The 21,754-nt window shown below is 36.0% G+C and carries 16 protein-coding genes and 1 tRNA gene; 6 read left to right on the plus strand and 11 right to left on the minus strand.

Annotated elements, in window-relative coordinates:
- Window positions 1-13 precede the first annotated feature (13 nt).
- From BM361_RS09995 to BM361_RS10040, 10 genes are all read right to left on the minus strand, one after another.
- Window positions 14-607, minus strand: a complete 594-nt coding sequence (locus tag BM361_RS09995) for an RNA polymerase sigma factor (protein ID WP_083425915.1) — start codon at window positions 605-607, stop codon at window positions 14-16.
- Window positions 608-745: 138 nt separating this feature from the next.
- Window positions 746-1,519 carry an endonuclease/exonuclease/phosphatase family protein gene (locus BM361_RS10000; protein ID WP_175496571.1) on the minus strand — a complete coding sequence of 258 codons (774 nt, stop codon included), beginning with the start codon at window positions 1,517-1,519 and terminating at the stop codon, window positions 746-748.
- Between the two features lie 113 nt (window positions 1,520-1,632).
- Window positions 1,633-3,408 carry a RagB/SusD family nutrient uptake outer membrane protein gene (locus BM361_RS10005; RefSeq protein ID WP_254785796.1) on the minus strand — a complete coding sequence of 592 codons (1,776 nt, stop codon included), beginning with the start codon at window positions 3,406-3,408 and terminating at the stop codon, window positions 1,633-1,635.
- 10 nt (window positions 3,409-3,418) lie between these two features.
- Entirely contained in the window at window positions 3,419-6,925 is a 3,507-nt protein-coding gene (locus BM361_RS10010; RefSeq protein WP_074978582.1) for a SusC/RagA family TonB-linked outer membrane protein, read from the minus strand.
- A gap of 91 nt (window positions 6,926-7,016) precedes the next feature.
- Window positions 7,017-7,991, minus strand: coding sequence for a FecR family protein (locus tag BM361_RS10015; RefSeq protein ID WP_074978583.1), 975 nt, complete (start codon window positions 7,989-7,991; stop codon window positions 7,017-7,019).
- A gap of 330 nt (window positions 7,992-8,321) precedes the next feature.
- Window positions 8,322-10,292, minus strand: coding sequence for a tetratricopeptide repeat-containing sensor histidine kinase (locus tag BM361_RS10020; protein ID WP_139226692.1), 1,971 nt, complete (start codon window positions 10,290-10,292; stop codon window positions 8,322-8,324).
- A 93-nt stretch (window positions 10,293-10,385) separates the two neighbouring features.
- Complete coding sequence (locus BM361_RS10025) at window positions 10,386-11,582, minus strand: MFS transporter (RefSeq protein ID WP_074978585.1); 1,197 nt, start codon at window positions 11,580-11,582, stop codon at window positions 10,386-10,388.
- 3 nt (window positions 11,583-11,585) lie between these two features.
- Entirely contained in the window at window positions 11,586-12,752 is a 1,167-nt protein-coding gene (locus BM361_RS10030; RefSeq protein ID WP_074978586.1) for an MFS transporter, read from the minus strand.
- Window positions 12,753-12,912: 160 nt separating this feature from the next.
- A complete protein-coding gene (locus BM361_RS10035) occupies window positions 12,913-13,410 on the minus strand; it encodes a YceI family protein (protein ID WP_217643769.1) in 498 nt (165 codons plus the stop codon).
- Between the two features lie 53 nt (window positions 13,411-13,463).
- A complete protein-coding gene (locus tag BM361_RS10040; protein ID WP_074978589.1) occupies window positions 13,464-13,838 on the minus strand; it encodes a hypothetical protein in 375 nt (124 codons plus the stop codon).
- 113 nt (window positions 13,839-13,951) lie between these two features.
- Here BM361_RS10040 and BM361_RS10045 point away from each other — a divergent pair, with 113 nt between their 5' ends.
- Together BM361_RS10045 and BM361_RS10050 are read left to right on the plus strand one after the other, a co-directional pair.
- On the plus strand, window positions 13,952-14,866 hold the full coding sequence (locus tag BM361_RS10045; RefSeq protein ID WP_254785798.1) for a DUF5777 family beta-barrel protein: 915 nt from the start codon (window positions 13,952-13,954) through the stop codon (window positions 14,864-14,866).
- A gap of 236 nt (window positions 14,867-15,102) precedes the next feature.
- A complete protein-coding gene (locus BM361_RS10050) occupies window positions 15,103-16,509 on the plus strand; it encodes an MATE family efflux transporter (protein WP_074978591.1) in 1,407 nt (468 codons plus the stop codon).
- A gap of 93 nt (window positions 16,510-16,602) precedes the next feature.
- Here the strand turns inward: BM361_RS10050 and BM361_RS10055 are convergent, their stop codons facing one another.
- A complete protein-coding gene (locus BM361_RS10055) occupies window positions 16,603-18,729 on the minus strand; it encodes a Tex family protein (protein ID WP_074978593.1) in 2,127 nt (708 codons plus the stop codon).
- Window positions 18,730-18,945: 216 nt separating this feature from the next.
- Here BM361_RS10055 and BM361_RS10060 point away from each other — a divergent pair, with 216 nt between their 5' ends.
- From BM361_RS10060 to BM361_RS10075, 4 genes are all read left to right on the plus strand, one after another.
- Window positions 18,946-19,539: a glutathione peroxidase gene (locus tag BM361_RS10060; RefSeq protein WP_074978594.1), complete on the plus strand. Its 594-nt coding sequence runs from the start codon at window positions 18,946-18,948 to the stop codon at window positions 19,537-19,539.
- A gap of 79 nt (window positions 19,540-19,618) precedes the next feature.
- Window positions 19,619-20,788 carry a trans-sulfuration enzyme family protein gene (locus BM361_RS10065; protein ID WP_074978596.1) on the plus strand — a complete coding sequence of 390 codons (1,170 nt, stop codon included), beginning with the start codon at window positions 19,619-19,621 and terminating at the stop codon, window positions 20,786-20,788.
- 12 nt (window positions 20,789-20,800) lie between these two features.
- Window positions 20,801-21,523 carry a bacillithiol biosynthesis deacetylase BshB1 gene (gene bshB1, locus BM361_RS10070; RefSeq protein WP_074978598.1) on the plus strand — a complete coding sequence of 241 codons (723 nt, stop codon included), beginning with the start codon at window positions 20,801-20,803 and terminating at the stop codon, window positions 21,521-21,523.
- Window positions 21,524-21,587: 64 nt separating this feature from the next.
- Window positions 21,588-21,663 (plus strand) — tRNA-His (locus BM361_RS10075).
- Window positions 21,664-21,754 lie beyond the last annotated feature (91 nt).

The raw sequence follows: 21,754 nt of genomic DNA on the forward strand, positions 1-21,754 counted from the left end.
GTTTTATCTTTATTTATAAAAATGAGGGTTGAAGTATATAGTAAACTAATAGGATAATCCCGCCGTAGATTGAATATTCCTGAAGATGGAATTTAAAATGTTTAAGTGCTTTATTAATATGGTTTTCTACCGTTCTAACTGATATATTTAGTTGTTGTGCTATTTCTTGGTTATTATAATTTTTAATTCTGCTTAAATAGAACACATTTCGACATTTTTGGGGTAAGGATTCCATTGTTTTTAAGACTTGGTTTTCAAGATCTAAATAATACACATGATCTTTAATATTGTTGGACGTAGGTAAATCTTCCAGGATGTCATCTCGAAGTTCAATATATTTTGAATTTCTAATTGCATTCGAAATTTTATAACGTAAGGCTTGAAATAAATAAGCCTCAATGTTTCTGATGTCTGTTTCAGGGGCTTTTTTCCAAAGACTGATAAAAATTTCTTGCACAATATCTTCACATGTCTGTTGATTATCAATTATTTTATGGGCATAAACAAACATTCTTTTCCAATATTTCTCATAAAAATACTTCAGAGCTTTGGGACTTTGTTGTTGTAGTAAATTAATTAAAAGTGTATCCTCGTAAGACTGACCCATGGACTTAATAATTATCTAGAGTATAAATTTATACTCATGCTTTTAATGAAAAGCTATCTATGCTTTATCCTTGCGTTATGAAAATGATTAGTTTAATGTTAATACTCCCCTGCATTTAAATGCAGGGGAGTGAAGTTATTAGTTAATGACCGCATTAACGATAATAGGGAAGTGGTCTGAGATAAATTTCGAACCTCTTTGACCATCAAGTACATGATGTTTTAAAATCGTAATATTACCTCGATAAAAAATATAATCTATGCGCTCTTTGTTACTATCAGGCTCAATTTTGAATCCGTTAAATGTATAATCAGGTCCATATAGCTGATCGGTATTCATATAAGTGTCATAGAAATATCCATCAGTGTTTGATGTTGTAAGTATTTTATAAGGTTGAGAGGAAGGAGTAAGGTTAAAGTCCCCAGTAATGAAGTAAGGATGCTTGCCCGCTATTTGTTTAGCTTTTTTAGTTAATAGCTCAGCACTTTTTAATCTGGCCATTTTACCTTTATGATCAAAATGCGTATTAAAAAAATAAAAGACGCTTCCGGACTGTTTGTCCCTTAGTTTAACATACGTAACAATTCGGGGTAAGGCGGCATCCCATCCTTTGGAATTAACTTTTTCTGGTGTTTTTGATAACCAGAATGTATTGCTTTCTAAAAGTATATATTTTTCTTTCTTATAAAAAATTGGGCAGTATTCACCTTCTTTACCTCCATTCCTTCCAATTCCAACAAATTTATATTTGGGTAAACGATTACTAATATCGTTCAACTGTCGATCAATAACTTCTTGAGCTCCCAATACGTCAATGTCCATAAAATTAATACTGTTACAGAGCCAGTCTTTACGATGATCCCAAATATTGATACCGTCATTCGGACTGGCATATCGTATATTTGTGGACATAATTTTTAATAAATTTTTCTCTTGTGCTTGTGTTTTTGTAGCAAGTATACTACCTACAAACGTTAGCAGTATGACTGATTTTGTGACGAATTTTGTCATGATCGTTTTAGTTTTTATTCCCATCCAGGATTTTGTGTTAGACTTGGATTTAATTGAAGTTCAACCCTTGGAATAGGATATAGGTAATCTCTTTTTTCATCAAAGGTTCGATTATTGAAGTCAGGTTGAGGGTCTACTAAATTGTTTTCGTCCAGAAATATATCTGCTCCCAATTTAATATATTGTATACCTGCAGTTTGGTTTCCAGGAGTATCTCCTTCAAATAAAACAACATCTATCTGACCATCATTATCGAGATCGTATGACCCTGTCCCCGGAAAGTACAATCCACGTAATGGTTGGGTTATAGTCTGACCGGACTTCCACCTTACGATATCATCCCATCTATGATTTTCCATATAAAGTTCAATGCGTCGTTCTCTCCTTATTTCTAGGATTAATCCTTTGTTGGTTCCATTAACATTAGGGTATTGATTTTCAAGATATGGATCAGGAATTGAATTTGCCTCAGCTAATATTAAGGGTGGCATTCCAACCCTGTTTCTAAGCATCTGTATTGAATTATCAAGGTCACTTTGAGTAATAGTCCCAAGCTCAGCCTTGGCTTCAGCAAAATTTAAAACAACTTCACCGAACCGTAAGATTGGTAAATCGTTTACGGATTCATCGTAGGTATCATACATAGGTTCAGTAACAAATTTGGTTAATTGATAACCTGTCATTGTTGCACCTAAATTAGGTGCAATGTTTAAGGATTCGCCCTTTCTACGATACCCCGGTGTTCTTATTGTCTGTGATAAGCGAGGATCTCTGTCAGAAACCTCTTCGATAAAGGAAAGTTGGTTGAAGTTAGCTTTATCAGTGAACCTTGAACCATCTTTCATTAAGTAACTATTAACCATGTCTTTAGGCATGCCAGGTCTTCCGTACGATGAGGTTGTGGTGTAATAATTTACATTGTGGTCAATGGCTAAACTCTGTGTAAACTGTCTGCTTAAGATAACTTCACTAGTTTCTGTTTCAAGGGAATTGAATAAGTCCATATAGTCACTTGAATGATTACCTGTAGTATAAACGCCATAGGGAGCATTATTCATTAATTCTTCAGAAGCATCTATGCATGATTGTAAATATTTTTCATAACCAGTAATTCCCCTATACTTTTCAAATGTACCCTCGTATAGACTTATTCTCGACTTAAGGGCTAAAGCACTGTATTTGGTAATTCGATAAGCCTGAACCTCCTCATTTAGATTTTCTATTGCATAATCAAGATCTTCTAAAATTCGATCCATCACAAATTGTCTATTATCTCTGGGTTTTTGTAAACTCTCAACGTCTGACGGATCGATTGTATAATCGTACCAAGGAACATCTCCAAAGCGTTTTATTTTATCGAAATAGAAGTAAGCTCTAAAGAAACGGGCTATACCTCCATAATGCTTTTTAGCATTTTCATCATCGCATTTTTGGTAGTTTTCCAGAAAAAAATTAATGTCTCTCAGGTATTCCCAATTCCATCCTCCACCTGTGGTTGGAATAAGTCGTGTACCTCTCATTTCATCACTTAAGGTTGTGGTTATTATATTGTCCGCCTTAGCATCACCACTGTAAATGGAACTTTCCGGAAACATTCTGTAAAATCCATTAGTATATAATTCTAGATCACTAGCCTTTAGAAAAAAGTTTTCAGCAGTAACATCAGATAGTGGTTCTTTATTCAAATACTCATCGCTACATCCAATACTAATAAGCCCAAAAAAGACCATAAGTATTGACCAACAATTATTAATTTTCATATAATTCATATTATCTGTTTTGTATTTCATGGTATTATGATTAGAATTGAAGTGACATCCCTATTGAATATATCTTAGAGAAAGGAACTGTTTGCGCGGTACTTCTGTTCGTCGAAGTTGATGGGCTATTAAGATTAACGGAATTACTCGCAGCTTCCGGGTCTATATAATCCGTTAATTTTGTAAAAGTAAATAGGTTTTCACCGCTAAAGTAGATCCTTAATTTTGATATCGGTAGTTTTTCCATTACTTGATCCGAAAGGGTATATCCCAGACTTAAGTTTTTTAACCTTAAATAGGATATATCTTGAAGGTATCTATTGTTAACAGCTCCAAGGGCATCGTTATCTGATAATGCAATATATCCGAAAAGACGTGGGAAATACGCATCTGTATTTTCTGGTGTCCAAATATTGTTTGCTAAATCTTTTCTTATAAAAGAATCATAAGGTCTGTTATACATAGCCCAAAATGCCCTGGAGTCTCTATGTGGGTACCAATCTTGTTTGCCCACCCCTTGGAAGAAAGCTGAAAGATCGAATCCTTTCCAGGAACCACTTACTTTAAAGCTGTATAAATAATGAGGAGCCGTATTTCCAATTATACTACGATCACCTGGGTTGTCTAGAGTATTTTCCCCCTCATTAATTACGCCATCGCCATTAAGGTCAATATATTTCACATCTCCTGGCTGTAATCCTCCAGCGGCCATAATACGGTTCGAAACACGCGTTTGATCTGCATGCCCTTGAATTTCATCTTCTGACTGAAATAAACCGTCAATGTGATACCCCCATAATTCACCAATCGTCATGCCTTCATAAAAATCTAGCAGGCTGTTTTTTGGATTGTCGAACCTGGTTATTTCTGTTTTGGAGTCGGATAATGAACCGGTTACTGAAAATTCGAATGGTGCATTTCCTAACATGAAATTGTTCGTATATCCTAAAGAAAGTTCAAAGCCTTTAGTGCGGAGATCAGCTGCATTTTCTTGAGGAGAAGGAGTCCCTAAAACACTTGGCAGAGTAGCTCCCGCAGTTAACATGCCTTCTGTATCCCTTTGAAACAGATCCAGACTTGTGGTCAGAGCATTGTTAAAAAAGCCCAGGTCAATACCAAGATTTTTTGTTTTTACCTTCTCCCAGGTAATTTGGTTAGGGTTAAGGCTTGGAGATTCTATGTAACCTAAGGATGTACCATCCAGGGCATAGCTTGAGTTTATACCTTTGTTCAGGGTAGGTATATATGCATAGTTTCCGACGTTTTGATTTCCGAGTGATCCATAAGATGCTCTCAATTTCAATAAGCTTAGGGTATTTATATTTTTAAAGAAGTTTTCTCTATTTACAATCCATCCCGTTGAAACAGAAGGAAAGAATCCCCATCTATGAGCTTCCGGAAATCTGGAAGATCCATCATATCTACCATTCACTTCAACTAAATATTTTTTCTTGTAGTCGTATGATAATCGATAAAAGACCCCTTGGAGTGCCCATTCAGAAGCACTTCCCATGGTTTCCGGGTTCGAAGTTGCTAATCCAAGTGAATTAAGATCATCTGAGATACTATTTTGTTTACTGGCTTGAATACTTTTTATAAAATAAGATTCTTGGTTAAATCCGGCCATACCACTCAATGAATGATTTCCCAATTGCTTTTTGTATTCTCCGTATATATTAAAAGCATTATAACTCGATTGATTGTTGTACTCGGTAATCTTGTCATTACCAAATGTAGCCAGGTTGTTCACAAAAATGGAATATGGAATTCGTGTTGACCTTTGAAAACGATTAAAGTTAACTTTTCTAATAGCATAGCTGGTCGTAATTTCCAAGCCGTTCATAGGTTTAATATGAGCAGAAACAATATTTGAAAATTCTGATTGATCAGTAACTTGTTTAGATTTACCGTGTAATAGAGAAGCGTAAACACCATCACCTACAGTATAGTTATTCAATTCTGTTCTCCATAGAGATGAACCATCTGGATTTACTGGGACATAAGAAGGCAAAGCATGTACCCAAATTAGACTTCCCCAAATACTCCGATATCCATATTGACTACCACCATGCTCTACATCATCAGTGTTGTTAAACTGCATGTTATTAGTAAAGCTAAGCCAATCATTAACTTCCATATCAATTTTACCTCTGAGGTTGTATTGTTTGAATATATCGTCCTGAACTTTTAATATTCCAGTAGCTTGATAGTTTCGGTAAGAAAAATAACCTTTTACCTTTTCAGACCCTCCAGAAACAGATACATCGGTAATATAAGAGGGATAAGATTTTCTGAAGAAAGAATCCCACCAATCAGTAGCTCCATAATGAATATACTGTTCTTTACCATTACGAATGTCTTGTATAACCCTGGCCTTTGAAGGGTCTTTAGAGACCTCGAGTAAAGCTTGATAATCTTGCTCAGAATATCCAGTATACGACCTCCCAACTGCAGTTCTAAATGCTTCATCAACAAGTGTTACGGCCCTGTATGGGTCCGTCACGAAATTAGTGTTAATGGTTGGGGAGCTAAACGCTGTCGTATTTCCTATATTGACTGTAAGATTACCCTTTTTAGCTTTTTTGGTCGTTACTAATACAACTCCAAAAGCTCCACGTGCACCATAGATTGCAGAGGCTCCGGCATCTTTCAAGACACTTATGGAAGCAATATCGTTAGGGTTTAGTTTATTAATATCCCCTTCAACACCATCTACGATTATGAGTGGCGATCCACCATTTATAGATGTAAATCCTCTAATGTTTATTCGTGGAGAGGTTCCCGGTTTTCCGCTTGATTGTGTTATGTTTAAACCGGGGCTAACTCCTTGAAGTGCATTTGCAGCATTTGATAATGGCCTTTCTTCAATCGATTTGGGATCTATTTTATTAACCGCGTCGATCAGTGTTTCTTTACTTTTTTCACCGTAACCTATTACTACAACTTCATCCAACATTTCTTGTTCAGCTTCCATAATTAAATTAAATGTGTTATCGCTGGCTGAAACATTAACTGATATCGTTTTCATCCCGATATACGTAATTTCAAGGACGCTTCCTGCAGGCGCTGCTAATTTAAAATTACCATCAAAATCTGTTGTAACCCCATTAGAAGTTCCCTTTATCATTACATTAACTCCCATCAGAGGAATACCATCTTTATCGGTAATGGTTCCGTTAACGACTACTTCATTTTCAGATACTTTTTTGATGTTTACGGCAATTGTATTATTAATTCGCTTGAATTCTATTTGAAAAATTTTACTAAGATCTTCGAGAATTACATCGAGTTTTTCATTTTGATAATTGAGGGTTTTACGTTTAGCTAGTTTTTTTATTTTTTCATTGTAAATGAAAGTTACTTCTGATTGACTCTCAATAGTACTTAAAATGTCGCATAAATGTTTTTCTTCTATGGAGATGGAAATCCCATTCTCAGCACTGGGATATGCGTAAGCAGGAATTGAGATTGGTATCAGAAAAAGAAATATGATCAAGAATATAGGGTTTAAATTCCTGATTTGTATTTTTTGTATTTTTGTTTTCATTATTTTTAAAAATGTATTCTATTAAGTTTTTCACTGACTTTTTAGATGTTCATGAGCCTTTCTTGTTGGAGCAGGAAAGGCTTTCTTTTTATTATTCACTTCTAATTTTGTTCATGGTGTCTTTTTTTAAATAAATTGTTTTTTCGTCTGAAAAGGAATAAGTGATTCCAGTTGAAAATTTTAAACTCTCTAAAACCTCTTCCAAACTTGGGTTAATGTATTTACCATTTACTTTTATTTCCTTTAGAGCCGGATCGGATATGATGATATTGATGTCAAACCATTTCTCTAATACATGAGCTGTAGCTTCCAGATTGTTTCCGTTTAAAGCAATTATATTTTCTTTCCAAGCCGCATCTAATTTTGAGTCATGTTGATGATTTACTTCTAATTGTTGCCTCGAATGATCATATAATAATTGATCATTTTTAATTAGTTTTTCATCAATTCTGTGCTTAAGGTTGTACACATTAACCTTTCCCGAGGTGACACTTACAATTGTAGCTTTGTTATTTTTATCTGGAGTTTTTATGTTAAAAGAAGTACCAAGAACCTTGGTTGTAAATTCATTCGTCTCTACCGTGAAAGGTTTGTTTATATCTCTATGAACATCAAAATAGGCTTCCCCTTGTAGTTTAACATTCCTTTCTGTTTGATTATAATTATTTCGATAAGAAAGTTGGCTCCCTGAGTTTAGAAATACCAATGTGCCGTCAGGTAATGAGACCTCTTTTTTCTCACCTAACTTCGTGTATACTATATGAGTTTTGAGCTCTTGGTTTTCGTTTATGAAATACCCTAAACTTAGAAGGAATAAAAGACTTGCTGTATATTTTAAAATATTCCTGGGGAGTAAAAGAGATGTACGAAGTCTCTTCCTGGAAATTTCCTTTTTGATGCCTTTGTAGATTTTTTTCTTAATAAAGACTTCTGAATCATTAAGAAGAATGTTATGATCTTGACATTTATCAAAATATGATTCAATGATTACTTTTTCATCGTATGAACAGGACCCATCATTATATTTTTTAAGCAGGTGTAAAAAGTATTCTTTTTTTAATGACATATATTTCGGTGTTTCATGCAATAAGTCACATCAAACGCATAAACTACCTAGTTCAATTAGACTGTTTAATTAGCTTTTAACCTTTTCTTGACTTTGTGGTTATGTGTTAACTTAAAAGTCACAAAAAAGAAAGCTTGGATTTACTTTTGAACATGAAAAGAATTTAGAGAAATATTGGAGGGCTGACTTAAGTAATAAAGTGTAAGTTTTACAATTAGCGGGGCACTTATTTAATCAGAAATGTTTATAGGGAAAAAAACTATTACCTAATTAATCGATTAATAGAAGTTAAGGTTTATGGCAGTATGGAAGAATATAGAATGGATTTTCCTAACGCACCGGTATCTTTAAAATAACCTGTGTACCTGAAGGGTTATTATTGTTATATAAATCAATGATATTCAGGCTGTGCATATTGGCAAAATTTTTAGAAAAGTTAGCCAGTCGTTCCCTTGTTAGGGCAATGCCAATAGACTTTGTATTGTTCTTCTTTTTCTCAGTTTCAATCTTCATGGTACGTTCGCGCCCGATTCCATTATCGAGGATGCTAATTTCTACATAATCATTAGAATCCTTTCGAACCGTAAGGTTTAAAGACTTATAGCCATCTTTGGCAGACAATCCATGCCATAAAGCATTTTCGATAAAAGGTTGGAGAGTTAATGAAGGAATTTTGATACTATCGAGATCCAGACTCTCATCTATGGATACCTTATAGTCAATTTCATTACACAAGCGAATATTCTCGATATTTACATATAATTGCATTGTTTTTAACTCATCAGCCAGGGAAATTTCCTTTTCCATTGATGTTGATAAAATGGTGCGGATCAATTTAGAAAACTGATCGAGATAGGCAACTGCACTTTTTTTATCATTATTAAGCATATAAAGCTTTATAGAGAGCAGGGAGTTAAAAATAAAATGTGGATTCATCTGAAGTCGTAAAAGCTTCTGTTCCAAACTTAAAAAACGTTTTTCACCAGCCAGCTTTTTTTGGCGGAATAGAATAACCAAAAATGCAATGGTCAACAACGAGAACATGAAAATAAACATAAAAATCTTGTTCCGTTGCTCTAGTTGAATATTTACAATTTCGTTTTCTTTTTCAAGAAGTTCAATTTGCGCTTTCTTTTTCTCTACATCATATTTGGTAAGCAAATCGAACATATAGCGTTGATTGCTTTCATTGAGAAATTGTTCCTCTTTTTCCTGATATAATCGATTGTACCCAAGTGCTTCTTTATAGTTGTTTCGGGAAGCATACAAATTGGAAAGATGTTTATAGGCCTCTGCTTCAAAAGATTGTAATTTATTTTCTTTGGCAATTTTCAATCCCTTATTTAGGTGGTGCAAGGCCCTGCTATAATAACCCAGCTCCTGATTCGCCCAACCAGTACTTATATTGGCCATAGCTATATAATAGGGATCTCCGATTTCCACAGATGTTGTTAGGGTAGTCCTTATAAGTTCCAGCGCTTTTTGAAAACTCCCTTGTTTGAGATAGACCTGTGCAATACTGTTGTTGCAAATAACCCTTCCTAAATCTGAATCGATCTCGTTGTTATAGGCTAGTGATTTTTTGTAGTAGGTTAGAGCCTGGTCAAAAACTTCTCGTGCTTCATAGGTGTACCCAATATTATGGTAATTAATAGCTAAGCCTAACTTGCTATGAATAAATTCTTCCAGGGATAAAGCTTTCCTGAAATATTCTTCAGCACTTTCATATTGTTTTAATGTTAGGTAGATATTACCGATGCTGTTGTAGGAGATGGTAATTGACTTGGTTATGTGTTCACTTTTAACATCACTATTTTCCGCTATGCTCAAGGCCATTTGATGTCGATCTAATGCCATACGAACCTGATCCATTCTTCTGTAAACAACCCCAAGCATATTCAATGCAGAGGTTGTAAGCTCATCATTACCAATATTTTTTGCAATGTTCAGACTTGTCTTGTGATAGTCAATTGCTTTTTCATATTTCGATTTATCTCTAAAGTAAATTCCTAAGACATTATTGGCGAATGATGCTCCCTCAAAATATTTTTTTTGATTCGATTCCTTTAATAAGGTTTGCATTTTTAAAGTGTCCCTTCTATACTTCATTACATATTTAGCAAGGGAATCCGCCGAAGTAAACTTTTTATTCAAAACATAATTAAGATCCTCTTCAAAAGTTCTTTCCTGTGCAGTTAAAGAAAAAGAATAAATGATTGCAATAAATGCAATAAGAATTCTTTTAGATGATAGCTGTTTTGTTTGCAATCTGGAATAAGTTACAATGTTGATTAAAAGCACTTTGTCTGTTTGATTATCTAAAAATCATAATATATTTTTAAAAAGACAAGCAAAGATCGTTAAAAAGGGGGAAAATCCTATGATTTTAAGGTGTTAAGGAACCTTTTTGATACGTTGTACATTGATAAGTGAAAATAACATGATGGCGAACATGCTTAGTATAATCCGGGAAAATTCGACCTTAGCATCAATCATAAGTCCCACTAAAAATGGTCCCAGAGCAGTACTTAATACCATAAACATGGTAAATAAACTTCTAATGGCGCCAATTTTTCTAACACCATAAATCTCAGCAATAACGGCAGTGGTAACAGCACCAGACATACCCACCGAGCATCCGGCTAAAATTAAAAATATAAGTGCTCCTAAAATACTATTCATAAAGGCTAAAGGAAGCATACCGAGGGTCATAGGCAATAAGTAGATACGGAACATTTTACGGGCCGTAAATTTATCTACCCAATAACCACCAAGTATTGACATGGCAAAACGGGTAATGGCATAAGCGGTGAAAAATGAAGCATATAATGATACTGACCAGCCTTTGTGTTCAACAAAGACATATTGATAGAAAAAAATGGAGGTTGAAACAAAGGCAACAGATATGCTTGCCGGCATCATAATCAAGAACTTCTTTTCTCCAATAAGATTCTTATAATCTTTGATCAATGACAGGGTTGAAGGCTTGTGGTCATCTAAGGTCACATCAAAATGTGAGAGTTTTATAAATTTCAGTCTTATTAGGTACAACAATAGGATACCACCGGATACAAGGGCTGCTATTTGGTAATCATACCATAAGATGAGCGTGGAGATTATGATGGGGAAAATAGCTTCTCCCACAGAAAAACCTAATGCCGAGACACTTAAGGCCTTACCTCGGTCGGCAGTATAGTATCGAGACATTACGGTCATGCTTATATGTGTCATTAATCCTTGACCTGTAAGTCGCAATCCTATTAAAGCCAGAAAAAGAAGGGCGATATGGTTTTGTGAAACGCCAAGAATAAAACAAGAAACAGCTGCACCGGTGATGGTAAGCGCAGTTACCTTTTTTACAGGCTTATGATCAATGGTATGCCCTACCGTAAGCATTATAACAGAGGAGGTCATGGTGCACAGGGCATAAATACCTCCAAAGGACCCTTCAGATAGTGAAAAGGACCTAATGATTTCCGGTACATACAGCGAAATTAGAAATGTTTGCCCAAAACTGGATAAAAAAGTCATTACCCATCCAAAGCTTACATTACGAGTGTTTTGTTTTAAAAAATGATAAAAATCTTTCACAACCTACATTTTAGTAGTATTTGAAGCTGGTTTTAAAATAGGCTTTCCTGTCCAGCTTAAAACAGCAATTAACGCACCTACTACAGCGATGAGTGAGAAAGAGAATCTCAAATTAAATTCTTCGGCAATAAATCCAATAATAGGAGGCCCAAATAAAAATCCAAAATAGGCAATAGTAGATACCATGGCTAAAGCAATTCCCGGACTATAGGTTTTGGATCTCCCAGCGATCGAAAAAGATAAAGGAATTACGGAAGAGGTGCCGGCACCTACTAATAAAAATCCAATTGTGGCATATATTAAAGATGGAAACAATACCGATATTAATAAACCAGAGAATATTAAAATCCCACTAAATTGTAATAAAGCAACAGCTCCAAAACGTTGAGTGAAATAATCGGCTACAAATCTTCCGGAAGCCATAGTACTCATAAAAGCAATATACCCCAGGGTGGTAAGACTTGCATCCACATTAACAATTTTATCAAAATAAACACCACTCCAGTCAAACATACATCCTTCACACATCATTCCACAAAAAGCTATAATACCTATTCTTAATAATAGTTTATCAGGTTTTTTAAAAACCAATCCTTGCTCAGACGATTTATTAATATCTTCTGATAACATATTCCGGTATGCCATAAAGATAATAAGTAAACATAACGCCCCAACGATAGAAAAATGATAAAATGGCGTGACTTTAAGATCGATCATTGCTGCTCCAACTGCACCTCCTACAAATCCGGCCAGGCTCCATAAGCCATGAAAGGAAGCCATGATTGTTTTTCCATAGTGAAATTCTACACCTACGGCCTGAGTGTTAACCGCTATATTTGTTAAGTTCCCAACTAGACCGAAGAGAATTACAGCCCCGATCAATTCAATTACTGCATCGGCAAGACCAAGTAACGGAAGGAAAAGGGCATATAATATTGCAGAAAGAATTACGACCTTTTTGCTTCCGTAACGATGTACCATCCAGCCAGCCAAAGGAAGAGCAACCAAAGATCCGGCAGGAAGCCCTAATAATACACCTCCCAATTGCCCTTCATTGAGTCCAAGGGTATTTTTAATATCCGGAATCCTACTTGCCCAGCTGGCAAAACAAAGTCCGCTTAAAAAAAATACAGCGCTAACGGCAACCCTTTTCTTTAAATTCGAGTTCATGCTCTTTTTTTTCAGTATTAAACACAAAGGTTAATAAAAAGATCGGGTGAATCAATATCCTTTAAAATAAAAAAGGAAAGCCTAAAAAATGCTTTCCTTTTTTTATAATTTCAAAATATACCACAGGAATATTGTGAATTTGAAATATCTTCTTCGACAATTATTCTTCCAGTATCAAGTTTATTTGAACCGCTACTTCTTCTGCAATTTTTGTAAATACGATCTTAGGGATTTTGATGTCGAAATCTTTGGTAAGGAGGGTAAAGGCTGAAGAGGCTTTAATACCTCCTTGCTCCCGACTTAATTTTATAACAGCCGAAAGTGGTCTTGTAACGTTGTGAATCGTTATTTTTCCTTCAACCTGATATTCCTTTGTACTTTTATCCAGTTCCTCTAAGTTTAGGTTTTTAATTTTACCACTAAAATACGCCTTTGGATATTTTTCAGATTCCATATAGTTTTCATTAAAATGCTCTTGCATTAGCTTATTTGAAAACTCAAATTCTTTAATGAGCATTACAACTCCAAAGGCACCATCATCTTTTAAAATTCCATTTACTTTTGAATTGGTCGGATTAATGTTTTCCAAAGGAGTTGAAGCATTAAAGGTGATAATACCTTTAGTGGTTTTGTAGGTGCTTTGAGCTATAGTAGTCATAGACACAAATAGGACCGTTATTAAAAGCCTGTATGTTAGTTTAGTTGACTTCATTACTTTTCTGGGGTTCCGTTAGCGACCCAAGCCTTGATCTGATCAATTTTAGTTTGGGACATTTTTCCACCCTGTGGCATTGGGTTGGTATTACTTTCAATACGGCCAACAAGATTTCTGTTATCTACCGCATCAACTACCTGCGCATAAGTAACCAATGACATAGGAGCCCCTTGACTCGTTGTGCTGCCATGACACGATGTGCATTCGCTGGTCATAATACCTTTAATGGTATTTTCATAGGTAATGCTGCTACCATCAATTTCATCAGGGGTGTTTTCCATAGCAGAATCATCTGTACTGGAACAACTTGATAGGCAAATACTAAGAAGTAATAAAGTGGTAGTTTTTGATAAAAAAGTTAATTTTTTCATAGTTCAGGGGTTAATTAATTAATTTGTTGTATAAAAATATTAAAAAAATGTTAAACAGTGTTTGTATTCATATACGGAAGTTTATTAGATTTGGTTTTTAAAATTGAATAAATATGAGTAGACCCCAACCGAAGAACCAGTTAACTTTTTTGTTAAAAAGAGGAACAAAACAACTTCATTCGACACTTTCAATTTTTTGTGTTCTGGTATTAACCTTTCAATCACTTAGTGCACAAGATGATATTTGGAAAGAAATAGATAAAACTGACACTTTAAATGATGCTGAGGCGGCATTTAAATCGCTCAAGATCGTAAATTTTGAATCAACCAAGTTGGCAGCAGCCAAAGAGTTTCGTTTTGTAGTCTCTCATAGATTCGGCAGTGTTAAGAATGGCATAGATGATTTTTTCGGACTTGATAATGCGGTAACCAGAATACAGTTTATTTATGGTATATCGGATAAATTTAACATCGGAATTTCGAGAAGTTCATTTCAAAAAGTTTATGATATTCAGTTTAAGTACAGGTTGTTAACTCAGAGGGAAGGTGGTTTCCCTGTTACTGTTAGCGGATACTCAGTTGGAGGAATTAATACGTCTTATGACGAAGATTTAGACCCTGCTATTTCATTTGGGGATAAGTTGTCTTACGTTCAGCAAATTTTGATTTCCCGAAAATTCAACGATCGCTTGTCTTTAGAGTTAGCACCTTCATACCTGTATGAGGCATACCCGTCGCCCTTGGTACAACATGAAAACCAATTTGTTATGGGTATGGGCGGAAGATATAAAATAGCCAATCGTTGGAGTATTAATATGGATTACGGAATCCATACGAACAGAACCCCTTCTTCTCCTTTTCATAATCCTTTGTCAATAGGAGTTGATCTTGAAACTGGAGGGCATGTTTTTCAAATGCACTTTACCAATGCTGAAGGAATGATGGAACGTGGATTTTTATCCCATGCCTCAGGAGATTGGGGGGATGGTGATTTTTTCTTCGGATTTAATTTAACACGAACCTTTTAAAAGGCTCATTTAATTTTTTTTGTCAAAGGTGTTGTTTTTTTTAAAAAAAGCAGCACCTTTGTTTCATTATGATTTCCAGAGCGAAAATAATAGGTTAATAGTGTTGATGGATTTTCAATGCTAAAGGTTGCCAGAAATGGGTTAAGATTTTCTTTTTATACCCTTTTATTGGCACAATAACTCCCAGACCAACGTTAAAGAATTTATTATTTTTAATTTATCAATCGCTCATTCTAATGACATCAAACAAGTTTAATTTAGTTTCTTTTTTAAAGCTATTAAAAGATGCCATCTCCGGTAAGGAAATGGATTTCACTAAAGGAAGTATCCGAAAAGCTATATTTATGCTGTCCATACCCATGATACTTGAAATGTGTATGGAATCTGTTTTCGCTTTGGTCGATATAGCATATGTCTCCCAGGTAAGTACCAATGCTGTGGCAACGGTCGGACTTACAGAATCGGTAATCACCCTGGTCTATGCAGTTGCAGTCGGACTCAGTATGGCTGCTACGGCTATAGTAGCCCGAAGGATAGGTGAGAAAGACCATGTTGGAGCGAATCAGGCTGCTGTGCAGGTTATCATTCTCGGTGTTCTCGTAGCTATCGTAGTTAGTACCATCGGAATTGTATTTCCTAAAGAGATCTTATCACTCATGGGTGGAGAATCCGATCTTGTAGAGGAGGGGTATAGGTATACTCAAATTCTATTTGGAGGTAATATAACAATAGTCTTATTATTTCTTATCAATGCTATTTTCCGGGGTGCTGGAAATGCCTCCATGGCCATGTGGGCTCTGGTATTGTCTAATGGATTAAATATTATTCTCGATCCTATTTTCATTTTCGGGCTTGGTCCAATACCCGAATATGGAGTGGCAGGCGCTGCCATAGCAACTACTATAGGACGTGGAACAGCTGTAGTTTTTCAGCTCTTCGTATTATTTTATGGAGCTACACGTATAAAGCTGGCATTTAAAGATCTGGTTATACGTACGCAGATTATGCTCCGTTTAATAAAAGTCTCTCTCGGAGGAATAGGGCAGTTCCTGATCGGTACCTCGAGTTGGATATTTTTAATGCGAATCATGAGTGAATTTGGTAGTGAGGTCCTGGCCGGATATACCATTTCTATTCGAATCATGATGTTTACCCTAATGCCTTCATGGGGAATGAGTAATGCTGCTGCAACCCTGGTTGGTCAGAACCTGGGAGCAAATCAACCCGAAAGGGCAGAAATTTCAGTATGGAAAACCAGTAAGTATAATGCCTACTTCATGATTATTGTTTCTGTATTATATCTCTTTTTTGCCCGATCGATTATAGGCTGGTTTAGTGAGGTGCCCGAGGTAGTTAAGTATGGAGCCATGAGTTTACAGATCGTAGCAGCAGGTTATGTGTTATATGCCTATGGGATGACCTTAACAAATGCTTTTAATGGAGCAGGAGATACCAAAACACCAACGATTATAAATTTCTTTTGCTTTTGGATGTTCCAGTTGCCTTTTGCGTATTTTGCTGCGCTTACCATGGAGTGGGGTCCAAAAGGAGTATTTTGGGGAATAATGCTTGCAGAATCACTGATCGCGCTGGTAGCGATCTATTGGTTTAAGAAGGGTAAGTGGAAATTAGTGAAAGTATAATACTGATAAATGAGTCGGTTAAGCGCAGTTAGAATTTATTTAATTTCAACTGCGCTGGAATCGACTATAACTGTTTATAAAAAGATCTCATTGTTAATCTATCATAGATAGTTGTATACGTTTACGGTTCGCATCAACTTCAATTACTTTAACCTCTACATGCTGATGAAGTTGTACAACACTGTTTACATCACTGATAAATTCGTTGGCAAGCTTAGAGATATGAACTAGTCCGCTTTCCTTTATACCAATATCTACAAAACATCCGAAGTTGGTTATATTGTTGACAATACCCGGTACCTTCATGCCAACCTTAACATCATCAATAGTTTTTAATCCTGGGTCAAATTCAAAGACTTTGGCTTTTTTACGCGGATCACGTCCCGGTTTTTCCAATTCCTTAATGATGTCAGTAAGTGTAGGTAGTCCAACCGTATCACTGGTGTAATTTTCAAGTTCTATTTTTTGAATAAGCTCTTTATTCCCAATAAGATCGTCCAAAGAAACTTTTTGATCTTTGGCCATCTGCTCGACAATATTATAGCTTTCAGGGTGGACAGCTGAATTATCTAACGGATATTGAGCGTTTGAAATTCTCAAGAAAGCAGCACTTTGCTCAAAAGCTTTATTTCCAAGTCTTGGAACTTTTAAAAGTTCTCTACGCGTGCTTATACCACCTGTTTCGGAGCGATACTTAACAATATTTTCCGCTAAACCAATGCCAATACCGGAAACATAACTTAGGAGAGGAGCAGAAGCTGTATTTACATTAACCCCTACACTGTTTACACAGCTCATTACTACCAGGTCAAGCTCTTCTTTGAGTTTGGTTTGATCTACATCGTGTTGGTATTGCCCAACTCCAATTGATTTTGGATCAATTTTAACCAGTTCAGCAAGGGGGTCAGCCAATCTCCGACCTATGGATACCGCACCTCTTACGGTAACGTCGTATGACGGGAATTCCTGACGAGCGATTTTTGAAGCCGAATATACCGAAGCTCCCGCTTCGTTAACTACAAATACCTGTAAATCTCTGTCAAAGCCGATTTTTTTTACAAAGGCCTCAGTTTCTCTTGAAGCTGTACCATTACCTATAGCGATGGCTTCAATGTTATATGCATTCACCAGCGATCTTATTTTTTTCATGGCTTGGGTAGTTTCCCGCTGAGGTGGATGTGGATAGATATTTTCATTATGTTTTAAATCGCCATTTTCATCCAGGCAAACCACTTTACAACCACTTTTAAAACCGGGGTCAATGGCCAGAATACGTTTTTCACCCAATGGGGCACCGAGTAACAATTGACGTAAGTTACTTGAAAAGACTTTAATTGCTGCTTCATCAGCTTTGAGCTTAGCTTCTTTAAGAACTTCATTGGAAATCGCAGGATCGAGTAAACGTTTATAGGCATCTTCAATGGCAATGAAAACCTGATCAGTACAACTATCAACATCGGTTTTAATAATAACACCATCGATGAGGTCTAAGGCCTCTTCCTTATCTACCTGAATTTTAACCCGTACAATACCTTCGTTTTCTGCACGAAGCATAGCCAGTATTCGATGTGAGGGAGCTCTGTTTAGCGGTTCGCTCCATTCAAAGTATTGTTGGTACTTTTGAGCATCTTCATCTTCTTTTTTATCCTTTACTACTTTGGTCTCTATAATAGCTTTTCTGGAATAAAGGCGACGTAGCTTGTTGCGCACCCATTCATTCTCATTAATCCATTCCGCAATAATATCTCTGGCACCTTGTAAGGCTTCATTGCTGTTTTTTACTTGATCATTGATAAAGCGTTCAGCAGTTCCGGGAACATCGTCATCGTGTTGTTTCATGATGATCTTAGCCAAAGGCTCCAGTCCTTTTTCCTTGGCAATAGATGCCTTCGTCTTCCGTTTCTTTTTATAAGGCAGGTAAAGATCCTCTAATAAAGTAATGTTTTCAGCTTGTTCTATTTTTTCTTTAAGGGCAGGAGTCAAAGCTTCCTGCTCCTCAATGGCTTTTAAAATAGTAAGTTTGCGTTTTTCAAGCTCTTCAAAACCTTGCCTTAGCTTCGCAATGGTAGTAATCTGTACCTCGTCGAGATTTCCCGTCATTTCTTTTCTGTAGCGAGAAATAAACGGAATGGTGCTGTCTTCGTCAAGAAGTTTTAGTGTGTTGGCAACCCCTCTTTCCGGTAATTGTGAGTGTTTTAAAACATATGATAATAACTGCATATACGAACTTTTAATTTGTGAGGTCGTAGATAAATCCGATGGATTAATAAATAACCTTTAATTGGCACAAAAATGCTGAAATATTTAAACAAAACATAAAAGATTGTTTTAATAAATTATGGATTCTTTAGGGGTGAAAAAGTAAATCACAAACTTTTTTTAAACTACTTGAACCTTCTGCCATATTTCTTAACTTTAAGGAAAAATATAAAAGGTATGAAAAGATTAGTTTTGATCATAGCTATGATAGCTATAGTAAGTTGTAAATCAAATGATAAACAAAAAGAAAACGTTGCGGAGGCAACAGATACTAAAGAACAAACGATGCAAAAACAAGATATTTATCAGTTTAAAGTAGAAGATTTATATGGGGAGCCCTTTGATTTTGCTTCTCTAAAAGGAAAAAAAATAATGGTAGTGAACACTGCTAGTGAATGTGGTCTGACCCCACAATATGAAAACCTTCAGGAGTTGTATGACACCTATAAAAACAACAATTTTGTTATCGTAGGTTTTCCGGCAAATAACTTCGGAGGACAAGAACCAGGATCTAACGAAGAAATTGCATCCTTTTGTAAGGAGAATTATGGTGTAACCTTTCCAATGATGACTAAAATATCGGTTAAAGGTGAAGATATGCATCCTATATATCAGTTCTTAACCCAGAAATCTAAAAATGGTTTAAAAGATTCAGAAGTGCAGTGGAACTTCCAAAAATATCTGATTGATGAAGAAGGACATCTGGTAGAGGTGATTGAACCGAAAACACTCCCTATCGATGAAAAGATCACAGATTGGATCAAAGGGTAATAGGTTAATAACAGAATAAAATCATTGAAGCCCTCTACTGTACAACAAGATTACTTGATCACAGGATAATATAAACTACATGAAATCAAAAAACTTAAAGCTAAACACGATATGTGTCCATACAGGAGAAATAAAGGATGAACAGTTCAAAGGAGCTATTTCCCCTTTATATATGAGTACGTCATATGCATATGAGAATATGGATATAAAGCAATACCCTCGTAATTTTAATACTCCTAACCAAAGGGCACTGTCAAAGAAAATAGCGGCTTTAGAACATGCTGAGGATGCTATAATTTTTAGTAGTGGAATGGCAGCTATCAGCACCTCGCTGTTTGCATTCCTTAAAAAAGGAGATCACATTGTAATGCAAAAGCAATTATATGGAGGTACCCATAATCTTATTGTTAAGGAATTTGATAAGTTTGGTATTGAGTATTCTTTTACTTCAGGCTCGGAGGAGCAGGATTTTAAGAATGCCATTCAGCCCAATACTAAGGTGATTTATATAGAAACGCCTTCCAACCCGTTACTTTCTGTAGTAGATATCAAAATGGTCGCCTCATTGGCTAAAAAATACAATTTGATTTCTATGATCGATAATACATTTGCGAGTCCGGTGAATCAAAATCCAATTGACTTTGGTATTGATATTGTTATACATAGTGCCACGAAGTATTTAGGGGGGCATAGTGATATTCTTGCAGGAGCAGTTTGTGCCTCTTCGGAACATATAGCACAGATTCATGGGGTTGCTATTAATTTCGGAGGAACACTTAGCGATTTTACTGTTTGGCTTTTGGAACGAAGTATCAAAACCTTAGGGATTCGTGTAAAAGCTCAAAACAGAAATGCCAAGCAGATTGCAAAACATCTTAAAAAGTTACCTGATATTACGAAGGTATATTACCCGGGGCTCAAGTCACATCCGGGGTATGAATTAGCTAAAGAACAGATGAAAGGTTTCGGTGGAATGATGTCTTTTGAATTGTCTCAAGATATAGATCCGGTTGCTTTTGTTAAAAAGTTAAAGCTGATTAAGCCTTCCATGAGCCTTGCGGGTGTTGAAAGTACTATTGTGTCGCCTACAAAAACGTCTCATGCGTTATTAAGTGCTGAAGAGCGCATGGCTCAAGGTGTTTCTGATCGCCTGTTGCGATTTTCCGTAGGGATAGAGCATCGGGATGATATTATAGCAGATATAGAAAACGCCATTGCTAAGGTGAAAAAACAAACAGTTACTACTTAATTATAAACAATAATGAAATTAGACATACTGGCATTCGGTAGCCATCCTGATGATGTTGAATTAGGGTGTGGAGCAACCATTGCAAAAGAAATAGCCTCAGGGAAAAAAGTGGGTATCGTTGATTTAACCAGAGGAGAATTAGGAACACGGGGTACCGCCGAGATCAGGGATAAAGAAGCTGCTGCTTCCGCCAGAATATTAGGAGCTGTAGTTAGAGAGAATATGGAATTTGCTGATGGATTCTTTGTAAACGACAAAGATCATCAATTAGAAATCATTAAAATGATTCGAAAATACCGTCCGGAAATCGTTTTGTGTAATGCTGTGGATGACAGGCATATTGATCATGGTAAAGGGAGTAAGCTTGTAAGTGACGCTTGCTTTTTAAGTGGTCTAAGAAAAATTGATACTAAATTTGATGGTGATGATGAATGGCAGGACGCATGGCGACCAAAACATGTTTATCACTATATCCAATGGAAAAATTTAAAGCCCGATTTTGTGGTTGATGTTTCAGGTTTTATCGGTACAAAAATAGCCGCTATAGAAGCTTATGCCTCTCAATTTTTCGACCCGGAGAGTGATGAGCCGCAAACGCCAATAAGTAGTTCAAACTTTTTTGATAGCGTTAATTACCGCGCAAGAGACCTGGGAAGGCTCATTGGCGTTGAACATGCCGAAGGTTTTACTGTTGAGAGATATTTGGCAGTCAATAGTTTAAGTGATTTAGTGTAAATTTTTATAAAAAAACCTTTTGTAAAATCGGATAATATTATACATTTGCATCCGCAATAAAGACGGTGGTTGTAGCTCAGCTGGTTAGAGCGCTGGATTGTGGTTCCAGAGGTCGCCGGTTCGAACCCGGTCTTCCACCCGATAAAGCCTTCAAAGTTTTCTTTGAAGGCTTTTTTCTTTTAAGCCCGGAAGAAACATCTTGTTTCGGACGGGATAAAAAGAAAAAAGACT

The sequence above is a fragment of the Zhouia amylolytica genome (assembly GCF_900116365.1).
Lineage (GTDB): Bacteria > Bacteroidota > Bacteroidia > Flavobacteriales > Flavobacteriaceae > Zhouia > Zhouia amylolytica.